This is a genomic window from Micromonospora sp. NPDC005254 (assembly GCF_042872525.1).
In the GTDB taxonomy this organism is placed as follows: domain Bacteria; phylum Actinomycetota; class Actinomycetes; order Mycobacteriales; family Micromonosporaceae; genus Micromonospora.
Genome location: NZ_JBIAKM010000007.1, coordinates 77,895 through 93,167, shown reverse-complemented (window position 1 = coordinate 93,167; position 15,273 = coordinate 77,895). Strand labels below are relative to the sequence as shown.

Below are 15,273 nucleotides of genomic sequence, written 5' to 3'. Positions count from 1 at the left end.
GAAGGTCGGGGTCGACCGGGACAGCGGGGTTAGGTTAGCCTAACCTCGGTCGTTGTCAACAGCGGTTCGCCGTGTCGCCACACCCCCGGAGCCCACACTGGACGCCACACCCACCGTCACCGCATTGGCACCCTCCGCGCCGGCCGGGTCGACGGCCCCTCCCCCGCAGCGACACCGGGCGGCCCGCGCCGCCGGCCTGCTCGGCGCGGTGGCGCTGCTCGGCGTGATCCTGGTGCTCAGCATCGCGGTCGGCGCGAAGTCGTTGCCGCTCGCCGACGTCTGGTCCGGGTTGCTGCACCGCGACGCCGCCGAGTACGCGGTGGTGCACCGGATGCGCCTGCCCCGCACCCTGCTCGGGCTGCTCGCCGGCACGGCGCTCGGAGTGGCCGGCGCCGTGATGCAGGCCCTCACCCGCAACCCCCTCGCCGACCCCGGGCTGCTCGGCATCAACGCGGGCGCGTCCGCCGCCGTGGCCACCGCCGCCGCCTTCCTGGGCGTCACCGCCATCGGCGGGTACGTCTGGTTCGCGCTGCTCGGCGCCGCGCTGGTCACCGCGCTGGTCTACGCCGTGGGCGGCGGGCGCGGCGCCACCCCGGCCCGCCTCGCGCTGGCCGGCGCGGCGCTCAACGCCACCCTGTACTCGTTCGTGAGCGCGGTCATGCTGCTGGACACCGCCTCGCTGGACCGGCTGCGCTTCTGGACGGTCGGCTCGCTGGCCAGCGCGGACTCCGCGACAGTGACCCGGGTGGCGCCGTTCATCCTGGTGGGCCTGCTGGTCGCGCTCGGCGCCGCCCGTCCGCTGAACGCCCTCGCGCTCGGCGACGACGCGGCCCGGGCCCTGGGCGCCCGCCCGGCCCTGATCCGCGCCGCCGTGATCGTCGCGGTCACCCTGCTCTGCGGCGCGGCCACCGCGGCCTGCGGCCCGATCGTCTTCGTCGGCCTGCTGGTGCCCCACCTGGTGCGCGCGCTGACCGGGCCCGACCTGCGCTGGCTGCTGCCGTACTGCGCGGTGCTCGCGCCGGTGCTGCTGCTCGGCGCCGACGTGCTGGGCCGGGTGCTCGGCCGGCCCGGTGAACTCCAGGTCGGCATGGTCACCGCCGTGCTGGGCGGCCCGCTCTTCCTCTGGCTGGTCACCCGGGGACGGGTGGCGCACCCGTGAACGAACGAACCAGCAGCTGCGCCAGCGCGCAGCGAAGCGGAGCGGTGACGTGACGGTTCTGCGTACCCCCGGTGGGTTGTCGGTGCGGTTCCGCCCCCGCGCCCTGGCCGTCGGCGTCGGCGCGGCGGTGCTCGCCGCCGGCCTCGGTCTGGTCGCGATGGGCAGCGGCGACTACCCGATGGGCCCGGCCGACGTGCTGCGCACCCTGACGGGCGGCGGCAGCGTGGCGGAGCAGTTCATCGTGACCGAGCTGCGACTGCCCCGACTGGTCACCGCCCTGCTGGTCGGCGCCGCGCTGGCGCTGGGCGGCACGGTGTTCCAGTCGCTGGTCCGCAACCCGCTGGGCAGCCCGGACATCCTCGGCTTCACCCAGGGCGCGTCGACCGGCGCGCTGGTGGTGGTCGTCCTGGGCGGCGGCAGCCTGGCCCTGGCCGGCGCCGCGGTCGTCGGCGGGCTCGCCACCGGCCTGCTGATCTACGCGCTCGCCTGGCGGCGTGGCGTGCACGGCTACCGGCTCGTCCTGGTCGGCATCGGCGTCGCCGCGATCCTCACCGGCGTCAACGGCTACCTGCTGACCCGGGCGCCGCTGATGGACGCCGCCCGCGCGGTGCTCTGGCTCACCGGCAGCCTGGACGGGCGGGGCTGGGCCAACGCCGGGCCGCTGCTCGCCGTCACCGCCGTGCTGGCGCCGCTGCTGCTCGTCGTCTGCGCCCCGGCGCTGCGGATGATGGAGCTGGGCGACGACACGGCCAACGCGCTCGGCGTGCCGGTCCGCCGGCTGCGCCTGGTGCTGCTCGCCGCGGCCGTGCTGCTGGTCTCGTTCGCGGCGGCCGCCGCCGGCCCGGTGTCGTTCGTGGCGCTCGTCGCGCCGCACGTGGCCAAGCGGCTGACCCGGGCGCCCGGCCCGAACCTGCTGCCGTCGATGGCCCTTGGCTCGGCCCTGCTGGTCGGCGCCGACCTGCTGGCCCAGCGCGCGTTCACCGGGCACCAGCTTCCGGTCGGCGTGGTGACCGGAGTGCTCGGCGGCGGCTACCTGGTCTGGCTGTTGGCCGTCGAACGCCGGGCGGGCCGGCTGTGAACACCCCTTCCGAAGGAGCCCTCATGACGTCCCGCCTCGGCGGCACCGCGCTGACCCTCGCCTACGACCGGCGCATCATCTCCGAGGACCTGACCGTGGCGGTGCCCGACCGGTCGTTCACGGTGATCATCGGGCCGAACGCGTGCGGCAAGTCGACCCTGCTGCGCGCGCTGTCGCGGATGCTGCGCCCGAGCGCCGGCGCGGTGCTGCTGGACGGTCGGGACATCCACGACCTGCCCGCCCGCACGGTGGCCCGCACCCTCGGCCTGCTGCCGCAGTCGTCGATCGCGCCGGACGGGATCGGCGTCGCCGAACTGGTCGCCCGGGGTCGCTACCCCCACCAGGGTCTGCTGCGGCAGTGGTCCCGCGAGGACGAGCGGATCGTCGACGAGTCGATGGCCGCCACCGGGGTCGCCGACCTCGCCGACCGGCCGGTGGACGAGCTGTCCGGCGGCCAGCGCCAGCGCGTCTGGATCGCCATGGCGCTGGCCCAGCAGACGCCGTTGCTGCTGCTCGACGAGCCGACCACGTACCTCGACATCGCCCACCAGATCGACATCCTGGACCTGTGCGCCCGGCTGCACGAGGAGCAGGGCCGCACGCTGGTCGCGGTGCTGCACGACCTCAACCACGCCGCCCGGTACGCCACCCATCTCATCGCGATGCGCGACGGGAAGGTGGTGGCCGCCGGCGACCCCCGCGAGGTGGTCACCGCCGATCTGGTCGCCGACGTGTTCGGGCTGCCCTGCCGGGTCATCGACGACCCGGAGACGGGCACCCCGCTGGTCGTCCCCGCCGCCCGCCGGCGCGCGACCGAGCCGGCATGAGCGCGCGGCGCTTCCGCGACCCGTGGGGCGTGCCGCACGTACGCGCCGACGACCCGCTGGCCCTCGCGGCGGCGCAGGGTCGGGTGACCGCGTACGACCGGGCGTGGCAGATCGAGGTGGAACGGCACCGGTCGGCGGGCACCAGCGCGGCGTTCCTCGGCGTCGACGCGCTCGCCTGGGACCGCTTCGCCCGCCAGGTACGGCTGGACGACACCGCCCGTCGTTGCCACGCCAACCTGGACGAGGCGACCGCCGAGTGGGTGGGCGCGTACGTGGACGGGGTGAACGCCGGCCTCGCCGCCGGGGCGGCCCGGTCACCGGAGTTCGCCGCCGTCGGGCTGACGCCGGGCCGGTGGGAGCCGTGGACGCCGCTCGCGGTGTGGCTGGGGCACCACATCCTGTTCGCGGGGTTCCCCGGCAAGCTCTGGCGCGAGCACGTCGCACAGTGCCTCGGCCCGGCGGCGGTCGAGGTGTTCGCCACCGACGGGCCGGCCGTCGCCGGCAGCAACGGGTGGCTGCTCGCCGGTTCCCGCACCGCCACCGGCGCCGCGCTGCTCGCCGGCGACCCGCACCGGTTTCTGGAGGACCCGGGCGTCTACCAGCAGATCCGGCTGGCCTGCCCGGAGTACGACGTGGTCGGCCTGGCCGTGCCCGGTGTGCCGGGCATCGCGCACTTCGGCCACACCGGGACGGTGGCGTGGGCGATCACCAACGCGATGGCCGACTACCAGGACGTCTACGCCGAGCGGCTGCGCCGGCACGGCACCGGGGTGCGGGCGCTCGGCCCGGACGGCTGGCGCGAGGCGCACGTCCACGTCGAGACGATCGAGGTGGCCGGCGCGGACCCGGTCCGGGTGGAGGTGGTGGAGACCGAGCGGGGGCCGGTGATCGCCGGCGGGCCGGACGACGAGACGGCGGTGAGCCTGCGCTACCCGCCCCGGGTCCGCGGCGAGCTGGGCTTCGCGGCGCTACCGGAGCTGCTGCGCGCCCGTGGCGTGTCCGATGTGGACGAGGCTCTGCGGCACTGGGTGGAGCCGGTCAACGTGGTGCAGGCGGCGGACACCGCCGGCGGGCTGCTGCACCGGGTCGCCGGGGTGGTGCCGCTGCGGCATCCGGACAACGGCCGCCGGGTGGTCCCGGCCTCAGACGCCGCGTACGCCTGGCGCGGCTGGCACGCGTCGATGCCCCGCGCCGAGGTGACCGGCCGGGCGGTGATGGCCAACGAGCGGGGGCTGGCGGCGCCGCTCGGCGTCGAGTTCGCCCCACCGCACCGCGCGCGCCGGATCACCGAACTGCTCGACGCCGGCCGGGACTGGACGGCCGCGCAGATGGCCGCCGTGCACACCGACACGCGCCTCGGCTCGGCCGGGCCGCTGCTGGCGGTGCTCGACGGACTGACCGGGCTCGGCCCCGCCGCCGCCGCGCTGCGCGACCGGCTGCTGCGCTGGGACCGCCGGATGAGCGCCGACAGCACCGACGCGGCGGACTTCGCCATCCTGCGGGCCGCTGTCGTCCGCCGGATCGCCGCCCACCCGGCCCTGGCCGCGCTGGCCGAGCCGCCCGCGTACCCCGAGGTGTTCGCGCCCTGGTTGGCGCTGACGCCGCGGGTCGGCTACGCGCTGGAGCACCTGCTCGCCGGCAGGTCGCTGCCCGGCGTCGACGCGGCGGCGGCGGTACGCGCGGCGGCGGAGGAGGTCGCCGGTGCGGCGGCCGGCCCGGTGCGCTGGGGTGACCTGCACCGGTTGGCGGCCTGGCGGGCGCTGCCCGACCCGGACGCCGCGCCCGGTCCCCGGCTCGACGGCGACCACGACTGTGTGCTGGCCACCTCCAGCGTGCCCGGGGTCACTCACGGGTGCTTCCGGGGGCCGGCCGCGCGGTTCGTCTGGGACCTGGCCCGCCGCCAGGACAGCCGGTGGGTGGTCCCGCTGGGCGCCAGCGGCGTGCCCGGCGACCCGCACCACGACGACCAGCAGCCCGCGTGGCTGGCCGGCGAGCTGCTGCCGGTGACCACGGACTGGCACCACCTCACCGAGGAGCCCGATGAGCACTGACGGTCAGCACTACCGGCGCGACGTCACCGGGTTCGGGGTGGTCACCATCCGCCCGGTGCGCCCGGACGAGGACGCCGACCTGCTGCACGGCTGGGTCACTACCGAGCGGGCCCGGTTCTGGGGGATGCGCGAGGCCAGCCGCGAGCGGGTGCACGAGATCTACGCGTACCTGGATTCGCTGACCACGCACCACGCGTACCTGGCACACCGCGACGGGGTGCCGGCCGCGCTGGTGCAGACGTACGACCCGGGGGCCGATCCGGTCGGCGGGTGCTACGAGGTGCGCCCCGGCGACATCGGCGTCCACCTGCTCATCGGGCCCCCGGTGAACGCCGAGCGGGGATTCACCGGCGCGCTGTTCGGCGCGATCCTGGAGTTCGTCTTCGCCGACCCGGGGCGGCTGCGGGTCGTGATGGAGCCGGACGCCCGCAACGACCGGATGCTGCGGCGGCTGCGGCGCAGCGGGTTCCGGGCCGGTCCGTTGATCGAGCTGCCGGAGAAGCAGGCGCGGCTGCACTTCCTCGACCGGCCCGAGGGCACCGGCTGAGCCGGTCGAGCCCGCGACGCGCCGGCCGCCGGAACCCCTCCCCGGGGGCGCGTCAGCGTGGGTGGTTTGTCAGCTTGGCCAGTTGGTCCAGCTGGGTGGGGTCGGAGAGGGCTGAGCCGACGGCTGCCACCCGTACGCCCGCGTCGAGGAACGCGGCGGCGTTGCCCGCGTCCAGGCCGCCCGTGGCGACGAAACGCAGCTGCGGCAGGGGGCCGGCCATGGCCCGGAACCAGGCCGGCCCGAGGGAGATCGCGGGGAAGGCCTTGAGCCAGATCAGGCCGTGCCGCAGCGCCTGCTGCGCCTCGGTGGGGGTGGCCACCCCGGGCAGGTGCGGCAGGCCGCGCGCGGCGGCGGCGTCGGCGACCGCGAGGTCCAGACCGGGCGCGACGGTGAAGGCGGCGCCCGCGTCGGCCGCCGCCGCGACCTGATCGACATCGAGCACGGTGCCGGCGCCGACGATCCGGTCCCGCGCCGCGCCCGCCTCGACTGCGGCGCGCAGGGCGGGCACCGCGTCGGGGGTGGCCACCGGCACCTCCACCACGACGATGCCGAGGTCCCAGGCGCGCTCGGCGAGCCGGACGGTCTCGGCGACCGGCAGGCCGCGCAGGATCGCCATCACCCGGGCGCCGCCGAAGATGTGCTCGAAGTCCGCTGTGGTCATGGTCCACTCCATCCGAGGTCACGGGAGATCTGCTGGGTGGTGCCCAGCAGACGGGGTAGCAGGAGGCGCAGGTCGGCGAGGGTGGCCACCACCGTCGGAGCGGTCACCGACACCGCCGCGCTGACCGACCCGTCGGCGTGGCGCACCGGCGCGGCCACACAGGTGATCAGCGGCTCGAACTCGCCGTCGTCGGCGGCCCAGCCCTGCTCGGCGACGGCCGCCAGCTCCGCACGCAGCGCGGCCGGGTCGCAGATGGTGGCCGGGGTGTACGCCCGCAGCGCGGCGCCCTCGACCAGCCGGGTCAGCTGCGGGCGGTACGCGAGGACCACCTTGCCGACCCCGCTGGCGTGCAGCGGCGCGGTGCGGCCGATCCGGGAGTACATCCGCACCTGACCACGGGCCTCGATCTTGTCCACGTAGACGAGGTCGTCGTCGACCAACTGTGCCAGGTGGATGGTGTGCCCGCAGTCGCGGCCGAGCGCCGCCAGGTGTGGACGGGCCACCGCGCGCACGTCCAGGGAGTCCAGTGCCTGCTGGGCGAGGTCGATCAGTCGCAGGCCCACCGTCCAGCCGCCGTCGGTGCGGCGGGCGAAGCCACCCGACTCGAGGGTCTGCAACAGTCGCAGCGCGGTGGACTTGTGCACGCCCAGGTCGGCGGCCACACCACCGAGCTGCGCGGGCTCGCGTGCCAGCAGTTCCAGCACGCGCATCGCCCGGTCGACGCCCTCGGACACCCCTCAGCCCTCCGCTCGTACGACGGTCAGGTCGGGTGGTGACCAGGGCGCGTCGAGCAGCCGCTGAAACCAGGACCACGGTGGCAGCGGCGCGTTGTCGCCGGGGCTGCCCAGCGCCTGCGCGGCGACGAGGTGGCCGAGGCGCAGGCGCCGCGTCGGGTCGAGGTCGCGCAGCAGCCCGGCCAGGTAGCCGGCGGCGAACGCGTCACCGGCGCCGACCGGCTCCACCACCGACACGCGGGGCGCCGGGACGACGACCGGTGCGGCGTCGCGGCACAGGGCGGTGGCGCACACCGCGCCGTCCTTGACGACCACTGTCCGCGGGCCGGGCAGCAGCCGGCGTACCGCCGCCGCGTCGGCGGTGCCCCAGAGGGCGTACGCCTCGTCCTGGCCGACGAAGACCAGGTCGCTGCGGTCGGCGAGGTCACGCAGCACCGGCGCGGCCCGCTCGGCGGGCCAGAGCCGCGCCCGGTGGTTGACGTCGAAGCTGACCAGCGCGCCCGGCAGCGGCCGGTCGGTCACCGCGTGCTCGACCAGCGCACGGCAGGAGGCGGAGAGCGCCGGGGTGATCCCGGACAGGTGCAGCACCCGCGCGCCGGCCAGCCGTGGGTCGGCCAACGCTCCGGGGTCCATCCGGGACGCGGCCGAGCCCGCCCGGTAGTAGTGCACGGCGGTGGCCGTCGGGCCCGGATCCTTGAGGTAGAGGCCGGTCGGGGCGGCCGGGTCCACACCCACCAGGTCGACGCGGACGCCGGCGTCGGCGACGTGCCGGACGACTGCCCGGCCGAAGGGGTCGTCGCCGACCCGGCTCACCCAGGTCGCCCGGTGGTCGAGGCGGGCCAGGTAACCGGCCACGTTGGACTCCGCGCCGCCGACCGAGACGGCGACCTGCTCGGCGTGCTCCAGCGGCTCGCCCGGCGGTGGGCACAGCACGACCATGGTCTCCCCCACCGTGACCACCTCGGCCGGCGGGGAGCCGGCCGGGGCGGCCGCGTGGTCGGGTCGGGGCTTGCTCGACATGGCGGCACACGTCCTCGGGGAGGGGGTCCGGGGCGTCGCCGAGCCTAGGCGCGTTGTGCCAGACGAGCAATCTGTTGCGCTCAGCGCAACGAATGTCAGGGCAGGGTCAGGTCGTACGCGGCCAGCACCCCGGCGATCAGCTGGTAGTAGGTCGTGCCGCCGGAGGTGCAGTTGCCGCTGCCTCCGGAGAGGATGCCGATGATGGTGCCGGTGGACGCCACGTACAGCGGTCCGCCGCTGTCCCCCGGCTCGGCGCAGATGTTGGTGCGAATCAGGCCGTAGATCACGCCGGTGGCGTAGTTGACGGTCTGGTTGAGACCGGTGACGGTGCCGCAGCGGACGCCGGTCGTGACGCCGCTGCGGCAGACCGCCTGCCCGACGTACGCGTTGCCGGGGCCGTTGATGGTGAGCAGCCCGGGGTAGGTGTAGACGGCGCTCGGGTGGGCGATCCGGCCGGTGTAGCGGATCAGCCCGTAGTCGTCGCCGGGATAGCTGGTGGCGGTGCGGGTGCCGAGAACGGTGGTCTGCGCGCTGTCGGCGTACCAGGTGGTGGCGGCGGCGGTGCAGTGGCCGGCCGTGATCACGTAGTAGGTGCTGCCGCTGCGCGCGTTCGCGCCGAGCGAGCAGCGCGTACCGCCGGCCCGCGCCGACGCCGCCGATAATCCTCGGGAGAAACGGCGGGAGGCCGGGCATGACCACCGGAGGCACCGGGGCGCTGGTACGCCGGCTGGACGGGTCGACCCGGGCCACCCTGCTGGAGCTGCTCTTCGACGTGGTCTTCGTGGCCGCGCTCGCGCAGACCTCGAAGCTCCTCGCCGACCAGGAATCCTGGGCCCGCAGCGCGGCCGTGTTGCTGATGCTGACGGCGATCTGGTGGACCTGGTCGGTCACCACCACCACGACCGAGTTCTACGACCCGCAGCAGCGCCCCATCCAGGCCATCCTGATGATCGCCATGGTCGGGTCGGTGGGGATGGCGGCGTCACTGCCGATGGTCACCAGAGGGCAGGCCACGGCCTTCGCGCTCGCCTACGTCGGCACCCACGTGGTGCGTGGCATCGTCCTGGTCAGCACGTTGTACCGGCAGCAGCACCACGCGGCCATGGCGCGAGCCACCCGGTTCCTGTTCTGGTTCCTGGTCTCCGGCGTCCTCTGGATCATCGGCGCGCTGGCCGACACCGCGTGGTGGTGGATCTGGATCATCGCGATCGCGATCGACCTGATGTCCGCGGCGGCGCGGTACCCCACACCCCGGCTCGGGCGGGTGCCGCTCGACCAGTACGACCGGACCACGGCGCACCTGGGCGAGCGGTACCAGCAGTTCGTCATCCTGGCCCTCGACGACATCATCCTGGTGCCCACCCTGGAAGTCAGTCGCAGCGAATTCGACCGCCTCCGAGTCACCGCCCTGCTCTGCGCGTTCGCCATCATGCTGCTGCTCTGGCAGATCTACGTCCACCGAGCCGGCGAGTTGCTCGAGACCGCGGCCGCGTCGGTGCCCGGCAGGTCCACCCGGATCGCTCCGTACAGCCATCTGGTGCTGCTGGTCGGCGTGGCCGTCACGGCGGCCTCCTTCGACCTGGTCGTGGAGCGACCGACCGGACCGACCCCGGTGCGGTGGCTGATGCTGATCATCGGCGGGCCGCTGGTGTTCGTGCTCGGCCGGGGGCTGGCCACCGGTGCTGGTCACCGCGGTCGTGGCCCTCACGCTGGCCGGGCACGTCCTGGTCCCCCACCACGGCAACCAGGAAACCACCCGAGGGCTCCAACCACGAGGGCCCGCCGGATGACAGTCGACGGTCAGGCGAGGTGCCGACCGGCCCAGTCGGCGAGGTCCCGGGCGCAGGCGTCCACCGACTCCCGCCACGTCCGGGCAGCGCCGTCGCCCGCCTCGTCGCTGACCTGCTTGATCAACCGGCAGGGCACACCGGCCTGGGCGGCGGCCCACGCCACCGCGTACCCCTCCATGTCGACCAGGTCGGCGCGCTGGGCCAACCGGTCCCGCGCGTCGTCGTCGGCCACGAACGTGTCGCCGGTGGCCAGCACCGCCCCCTCGGCGGCCAAGGCCAGCGGCGCCCCGTAGGTCTCGCCGGTGAGCGTGCGCAGCAGGGCCGTGTCCAGGTCGTGTTGGAGCACGGTGGCGACCTCGTGGATGCCCGCCCACCCGGGGCGCAGCGCCCCGGCCGTGCCGAGGTTGAGCAGCAGGCTGGGGCGCGGCCCGGCGGCCAGCACCGCCGCGACCGCGCTGGCGGCGTTGACCTTGCCCATGCCGGTGAGCAGCACCGGCAGGTCGGGCGGCAGGTAGCGGGCCTCCTCCCCGACGGCGAGCACCACCAGCGGACGATCGGCGCGGACCGTGCCCCGAAGAATCACCGCAGCATCCTAAGGGCCGTCGTCGACCGGCCCGCTCAGCACCCAGTCACCATCCAGGTTCGTCTCACCGCACGTCCAGGCACGTGCGGCAGGCTGGTCCCGCGACCATCGGGCCCACCCGAGCACACCGCCGCCGATCACCGGCGACGCCGCCGGGGGGTCCGGGCCGTCGACGAAAGAGGTGACGAGGGTGTACGACGGACAGGAGTTCCTCCGCGACAAGCGGTGGTGCCTGAGCAGGCGGACGCTGCTGACCGGAGCCGGCGCCCTCGGCGCGGCGGGGCTGCTGAGCGCCTGCGGTGGCGGCGACAGCTCCGCCGACCAGGCGGCCGCCACCCCCGGCACCGTGCTGGCCCGCACCGGCGACGTGCCGGTCGGCGGCGGCACGGTGGTCGACGGGGTCCTGGTCGTCCAGGCCGAGGCCGGCACCTTCACCGCGTACGACGCGACCTGCCCCCACCAGGGCGTACGGGTCGGCGCACCGCGCGACGGAGTGATCACCTGCCCGGCGCACAACTCCACGTTCGCGATCGGCGACGGCGCCCGCCTGGGCGGGCCCGCCAGCCGGGGGCTCACCGAGATCCCCGTGCGGGTCGACGGCACCGACATCGTCCGCGCCTGACCGCTGCCCGGCCGGCGGTCAGTCGTCGGTGAACCGGTACACCACGAAATCCTTGTCCGCGCCGCACGCGATCACCCGCGTGTTCCACGAGCAGGACGCGCTGCGGACGTCGACGAGCTGGCCCAACTCGTCGACGGCGCCCGACTCGGCCCACACGCCGGCCACGCTGCGGTTGTCCGCCACCGTGCTGGTCGGCTCGGCGAAGACGAGCAGGTTGCCGGCGTCCAGTCGGGCCGCTACGCCGGGGCGGTCGGCCAGCACCGCCTTGCCGGTGGCGTCGAAGAGGGTGACCGTCGCTTTCGGGTACTCCCGCTGGATGAGCACCTGCTCGCCGACCGGCACCAGACCGGTCGCGCCCGGCGCCGACCAGGAGATCGCCGACTTCCCCTCGGTCGCCGCCACCACCTCGGCGCGCTCGGCGTCGCTGTTGCGCACCTGCACCAGGCAGGCCCGCCGCTCGCCGCAGGCCACCAGCGCCTTCGGCCGGTACTCCGCGTTCTCGGCCCGGTAGAGGACCACCGGCGCCGCGTCGGAACCCAGGTCGTACGCCAGCACCTGGTACCCGCCGTCGGTGGGGGCCACGTAGAGGCGGTCCTCGTGCGCCACCACCAGGTCGTCGAGGTCGGCGACGTTGCCCCACTCGCGCAGAACCGAGCCGGAGGACATGTCGAGCAGCCGCGCCGAGCGGTCCGCCCCGACCTGCACGAGTCGTCGCCCCTTGCCCGTCCACGGGTCGCGGGCGCCGCCGTCGAGGTACGCCGGCCCACCCGCCGCCTCGTCGGTGCCCACCGGCCGGACGACGGTACGCGCGCCGCCGTACTGGTCACGCGGGTTGGGCTTGCTCCACTTGTCGGTGCCGTCGCCCAGCCGCAGGCCGACCAGCCGCCCGGCGGCCCGGTCCACCAGCACGGCGGTGTCGTCGGAGAAGTAGACGTCGTCGTCGCCGCGGACCGCCCGGTGCCAGCGCTGGGCGCCGGAGCGGCCGTCCAGGACGGCCAGTTCACGCGGTGTGCTCTCGCCCGGCGCGTCGGCGAGGACCGCGACCGCCCCCGGTACGGCGACCAGGCCGGCCCAGTCGTCGGCGGTGACGCCGGTCTGCCGTCGCCACAGCTCGTCGCCGATGCCGGTGTCGACGGCGACCACCTCCAGCCGGTCGTCCGGCAGCGGGTACCCGAGGTAGGCCCGGTCGCCGAGCACCGCGGTCCACATGCCGCTGGGCCGTTCGGCGCCGGCCGGCAGCCTCGACAGCTCGCCCAGCGATCCGAACTCCAGGTCCGGGTAGCGGTCCCGCAGCAGGTAGAGCGTCGCCGCGGTGGCCACCCCGGCCAGGGCGAGCACCGCGCCGAGCACCACCCAACGGGCCCGCCGCCAGGTCGTACCGCCGGGCGGGGTGGGCGTCGGCGTGGCGCCCGCCGCGCCGACCAGCGTGCCCGCGACGCCCGCCGGCTCCGGCACGGTCGGCGCGAGCGCTGGCGGCCATCCCGGGCCGCCCGGTCGGGCCGCCGCCGGCCCGGGTTGCGACGGTACGGTCGGCGCGGTCGACGCCGCAGCCGGCGCGGGCGGTCCCGCGAGAGCCGGGGCGGCCGGCTCCGGCGGGCCCGCCGGAGGCGGTACGGGCAGCGCGGTCGGGGCGGCCTGCCGTCCCGCGTACGCCGGCAGCGCTCGGCGCAGCGGAAGGTCCGTCAGCGCGCCCTCGGCCACCGGCAGCTCCGGCTGGTCCAGCACCGTCGGCGCCACTCCCAGCTCGGCGTGCAGCATCCGGGCGACCAGCGGGATCCGCGAGGAGCCGCCCACCAGGAACAGCCCGGCGAGCTGGTCGGGGCGGAGCCCGGCCGCGGCGATGACCTCCCGGGCCCGCTGCACCGCCCGGCGCAGCAGCGGCGCGACCACCCGCTCGACGTCCTCCCGCGTCAACCGCACCGCCTCGGCCACCCCCGGCACCGCGACCGGGGCCACGGCCGAGCGCGACAGCGTCTCCTTCGCGCCGCGCACCTCGTCCCACAGCCGGACCTGGTCGCGACGCTGCGCCGGATCCGACGGCCGGACCAGCCGGGCCCACCGCCGGGCGTGCCGCTCGCCGAGCAGCTCGCCCACCCGCTGCACCAGCGCCGCGTCCAGATCGAGACCACCCAGGTCGGGCAGGCCACCGTCGGCGACCACGCGGAAGCCGGAGTCACCCCACGGGTCGGCGCCCTCGTTGCGCAGCACCGCGACGTCGAGCGTTCCACCGCCGAAGTCGAACACCGCGATCGCGCCGCCGACCGGCACCGGCCGGTGCAGCACCTGCGTGTAGTAGCGGGCGGCAGCCACCGGCTCGCGCAGCAGCCGGGTGCCCGGCGGCGTCGGCCCGGCGAGGGTGTGCTCGGCCGCCTGCGGCCAGCCCGCCCGCAGCAGCGCGTCGGCGAGCACCTGCCGGCGCGTGTCGTCCCAGGCCGCGGGGCAGGTGAGCACGGCCGGCGGCAGGAAGCCGACGGCGTCCACCGCGGCCCGACCGACCGCCGTCAGCACCGCGGCGAGCAGCTCCGCCGGAGCGTACGCGCGGTCACCGAGCTGCACGGTCGGCTCGTCCACCCGGCGCTTCGGGTTCGCCTCGAACCGGGCCGGGTCGGCCTGCGCCAACCGCCGGGCGTCCATCCCGACGTGCAGGGTGCCGTCCGGGTCGGCGTACACGGCGGACGGGCTGACCGGCTGACCGTCCATCAGCAGCGGACGGGTCCGCCCGTCCGGCCACCGCAGCACGGCGACCGTGTTGGACGTACCGAGGTCGACACCGAGGGCGTAACCCTCGTGCTGGCCTGCCATCTGCCGATACCTCCGCCGCGACGAGGGAAACCCAGCCCCGCATCGTACGCAGCCCGCGCCGCCGGACCGATCAGTCGGTGCGGGTTCGGTGGGCAGTGCGCCTACCAGCGGAACAGGGCGTAGATGTCACAGACGTTGGTGCCGGTCAGCGCCGCCTCGATGATCTGCCCCATCCTCGCCAGCGGCTCGTAGGTGTTGTTGTCGGCCAGGACCCGTTCCCACGAGTAGCCGAGGTCGCTCAGCAGGCCGAAGCTCCCGCCGGTGACCCACGCGCCCATCGCCTCGGCGACGAAGTCCTGGCCGTCCGTCGCCAGAGCGACGAAGCAGGTCGAGCGGGAGCCCGAGATCTGCCGTGCCACCCGCCAGGCCAGTTCCTGACATCTGCCGCCCCGCCCGCCTCCACGGACGTTGACGGTGGCTTCGCCGCCGCCCAGCACGACCCGGGGTGGTGGCCCGCCGTCGCGGGTCGCCAGATCCAGACGGCGGGCGAAGAGCGCCGCCACATCCTGCGTACTGCCCTGCAGGGCGCTACCGATGATGTCGGTTCGAAACCCGCGACGCGCCGCCTCCTCGGCGCAGAGCCGCACCGCGAGCCCCGGATCGCCGACCATGGTGTTCCGGCATTCCGCGTGACCGGCGAACCTGCTTCTGCGCAACTCCATCGCGGCGACGAAGTTCGCCGTCAACCTGCTCGGGATCTCGGCCTTCTGCATGATCTCGACGACCGCGTCGGCATCCGTGACGGACGGGTACGTCATGCCCGAGCCGACGCCGGCCGGCCCCACCTGAACGTTGTCGCACAGTATGTACGAGCAGCAGCGGGCACCCAGTGAGTACGACAGGAGCCCGCCGTTGTGAATGGCGGACACCGACCGCCTGACCATGTTGACGGTGGTCACGTCCACCCCGGAGAGCACGAGGATCCGGGTGACCTCGGTGAGGTCTTCGAGAGTGACCGGTGGCAGCGGCAGGACCGCCAGCGCCGACGCTCCTCCCGAGATGCCGAACACGATCACGTCGCGCTGGTCGTAGGCGCCTGACGTCAGGAACGAGCGGAGTTGGATGCCGGCGGTGAGGCTGTTGCTGCGCGGGAAGGGATGGTCTCCCACCAGTTGGGTCACGCCGGGGATCGGCGTGCCCACGGACTTCGACACGCAGATTCCGCCTCGAAATCGGGTGCCGCTGGCCGCGACGATGGCCGACGCCATCTCGTGCGCGGCCTTTCCGACGGTAACGGACCGGACCGAGCGCACCCCGGGATGGAGGAACGGTTCACGATCTATCGCCGTCGCGGTCAGCTTCGTCGCGTGCAGACCGGGCAGGCAGGCGGCCGCGACCGACACGCACGTCTGGACTTCTGGCAACGAACGCACAACAGGCCCCCGCGTCATCGTCTGAG

13 protein-coding genes and 1 pseudogene are annotated in these 15,273 nt (G+C 75.0%); 7 read left to right on the top strand and 7 right to left on the bottom strand.

The window, feature by feature from the left end:
• The first annotated feature begins 97 nt into the window (after positions 1–97).
• The 5 genes from ACFYPR_RS21825 to ACFYPR_RS21805 are packed head-to-tail and all read left to right on the top strand — an operon-like array spanning position 98 to position 5,662.
• Positions 98–1,159, top strand: a complete 1,062-nt coding sequence (locus tag ACFYPR_RS21825) for a FecCD family ABC transporter permease (RefSeq protein ID WP_387262452.1) — start codon at positions 98–100, stop codon at positions 1,157–1,159.
• Positions 1,160–1,208: 49 nt separating this feature from the next.
• Positions 1,209–2,237: a FecCD family ABC transporter permease gene (locus tag ACFYPR_RS21820; protein WP_387262050.1), complete on the top strand. Its 1,029-nt coding sequence runs from the start codon at positions 1,209–1,211 to the stop codon at positions 2,235–2,237.
• A 23-nt stretch (positions 2,238–2,260) separates the two neighbouring features.
• On the top strand, positions 2,261–3,064 hold the full coding sequence (locus tag ACFYPR_RS21815; RefSeq protein WP_387179418.1) for an ABC transporter ATP-binding protein: 804 nt from the start codon (positions 2,261–2,263) through the stop codon (positions 3,062–3,064).
• A complete protein-coding gene (locus ACFYPR_RS21810; RefSeq protein ID WP_387262047.1) occupies positions 3,061–5,115 on the top strand; it encodes a penicillin acylase family protein in 2,055 nt (684 codons plus the stop codon). Before ACFYPR_RS21815 ends, ACFYPR_RS21810 begins: the two co-directional genes overlap by 4 nt.
• Complete coding sequence (locus ACFYPR_RS21805) at positions 5,105–5,662, top strand: GNAT family N-acetyltransferase (protein WP_387262044.1); 558 nt, start codon at positions 5,105–5,107, stop codon at positions 5,660–5,662. Before ACFYPR_RS21810 ends, ACFYPR_RS21805 begins: the two co-directional genes overlap by 11 nt.
• Positions 5,663–5,714: 52 nt before the next feature.
• Here ACFYPR_RS21805 and ACFYPR_RS21800 read toward each other — a convergent pair whose 3' ends face one another.
• From ACFYPR_RS21800 to ACFYPR_RS21785, 4 genes are all read right to left on the bottom strand, one after another.
• Positions 5,715–6,323, bottom strand: a complete 609-nt coding sequence (locus ACFYPR_RS21800) for a bifunctional 4-hydroxy-2-oxoglutarate aldolase/2-dehydro-3-deoxy-phosphogluconate aldolase (protein WP_387262041.1) — start codon at positions 6,321–6,323, stop codon at positions 5,715–5,717.
• Positions 6,320–7,057, bottom strand: coding sequence for an IclR family transcriptional regulator (locus ACFYPR_RS21795; RefSeq protein ID WP_387262037.1), 738 nt, complete (start codon positions 7,055–7,057; stop codon positions 6,320–6,322). The genes ACFYPR_RS21800 and ACFYPR_RS21795 overlap by 4 nt, the downstream gene beginning before the upstream one ends.
• Positions 7,058–7,060: 3 nt before the next feature.
• A complete protein-coding gene (locus ACFYPR_RS21790) occupies positions 7,061–8,077 on the bottom strand; it encodes a sugar kinase (RefSeq protein WP_354856106.1) in 1,017 nt (338 codons plus the stop codon).
• A 95-nt stretch (positions 8,078–8,172) separates the two neighbouring features.
• The gene (locus ACFYPR_RS21785; RefSeq protein WP_387262034.1) at positions 8,173–8,661 is read right to left on the bottom strand and encodes a S1 family peptidase; all 489 of its coding nucleotides are present in this window, start codon (positions 8,659–8,661) and stop codon (positions 8,173–8,175) included.
• Between the two features lie 107 nt (positions 8,662–8,768).
• Between ACFYPR_RS21785 and ACFYPR_RS21780 the strand changes: the two are divergent.
• Positions 8,769–9,695: pseudogene (locus tag ACFYPR_RS21780) on the top strand (low temperature requirement protein A); the annotation flags it as partial.
• A gap of 182 nt (positions 9,696–9,877) precedes the next feature.
• Here ACFYPR_RS21780 and ACFYPR_RS21775 read toward each other — a convergent pair.
• Positions 9,878–10,450, bottom strand: a complete 573-nt coding sequence (locus ACFYPR_RS21775; protein ID WP_354856108.1) for a nucleosidase — start codon at positions 10,448–10,450, stop codon at positions 9,878–9,880.
• Positions 10,451–10,640: 190 nt separating this feature from the next.
• On the opposite strand from ACFYPR_RS21775, the gene ACFYPR_RS21770 reads away from it, so the two are divergent.
• Positions 10,641–11,072: a Rieske (2Fe-2S) protein gene (locus ACFYPR_RS21770; protein ID WP_354856109.1), complete on the top strand. Its 432-nt coding sequence runs from the start codon at positions 10,641–10,643 to the stop codon at positions 11,070–11,072.
• Positions 11,073–11,090: 18 nt separating this feature from the next.
• On the opposite strand, the gene ACFYPR_RS21765 is transcribed toward ACFYPR_RS21770, so the two are convergent.
• Complete coding sequence (locus tag ACFYPR_RS21765) at positions 11,091–13,874, bottom strand: Hsp70 family protein (RefSeq protein ID WP_387262031.1); 2,784 nt, start codon at positions 13,872–13,874, stop codon at positions 11,091–11,093.
• 101 nt (positions 13,875–13,975) lie between these two features.
• Positions 13,976–15,265, bottom strand: a complete 1,290-nt coding sequence (locus tag ACFYPR_RS21760) for a DUF4147 domain-containing protein (protein WP_354856111.1) — start codon at positions 15,263–15,265, stop codon at positions 13,976–13,978.
• Between the last annotated feature and the right edge of the window lie 8 nt (positions 15,266–15,273).

What these genes read in the sequence shown, in the direction of transcription:
- ACFYPR_RS21815 (WP_387179418.1), top strand. Translation starts at nt 2,261, where the DNA reads ATGACGTCCCGCCTCGGCGGCACCGCGCTGACCCTCGCCTACGACCGG.
- ACFYPR_RS21810 (WP_387262047.1), top strand. Translation starts at nt 3,061, where the DNA reads ATGAGCGCGCGGCGCTTCCGCGACCCGTGGGGCGTGCCGCACGTACGC.
- ACFYPR_RS21805 (WP_387262044.1), top strand. Translation starts at nt 5,105, where the DNA reads ATGAGCACTGACGGTCAGCACTACCGGCGCGACGTCACCGGGTTCGGG.
- ACFYPR_RS21800 (WP_387262041.1), bottom strand. Translation starts at nt 6,323, where the DNA reads ATGACCACAGCGGACTTCGAGCACATCTTCGGCGGCGCCCGGGTGATG.
- ACFYPR_RS21790 (WP_354856106.1), bottom strand. Translation starts at nt 8,077, where the DNA reads ATGTCGAGCAAGCCCCGACCCGACCACGCGGCCGCCCCGGCCGGCTCC.
- ACFYPR_RS21765 (WP_387262031.1), bottom strand. Translation starts at nt 13,874, where the DNA reads ATGGCAGGCCAGCACGAGGGTTACGCCCTCGGTGTCGACCTCGGTACG.
- ACFYPR_RS21760 (WP_354856111.1), bottom strand. Translation starts at nt 15,265, where the DNA reads ATGACGCGGGGGCCTGTTGTGCGTTCGTTGCCAGAAGTCCAGACGTGC.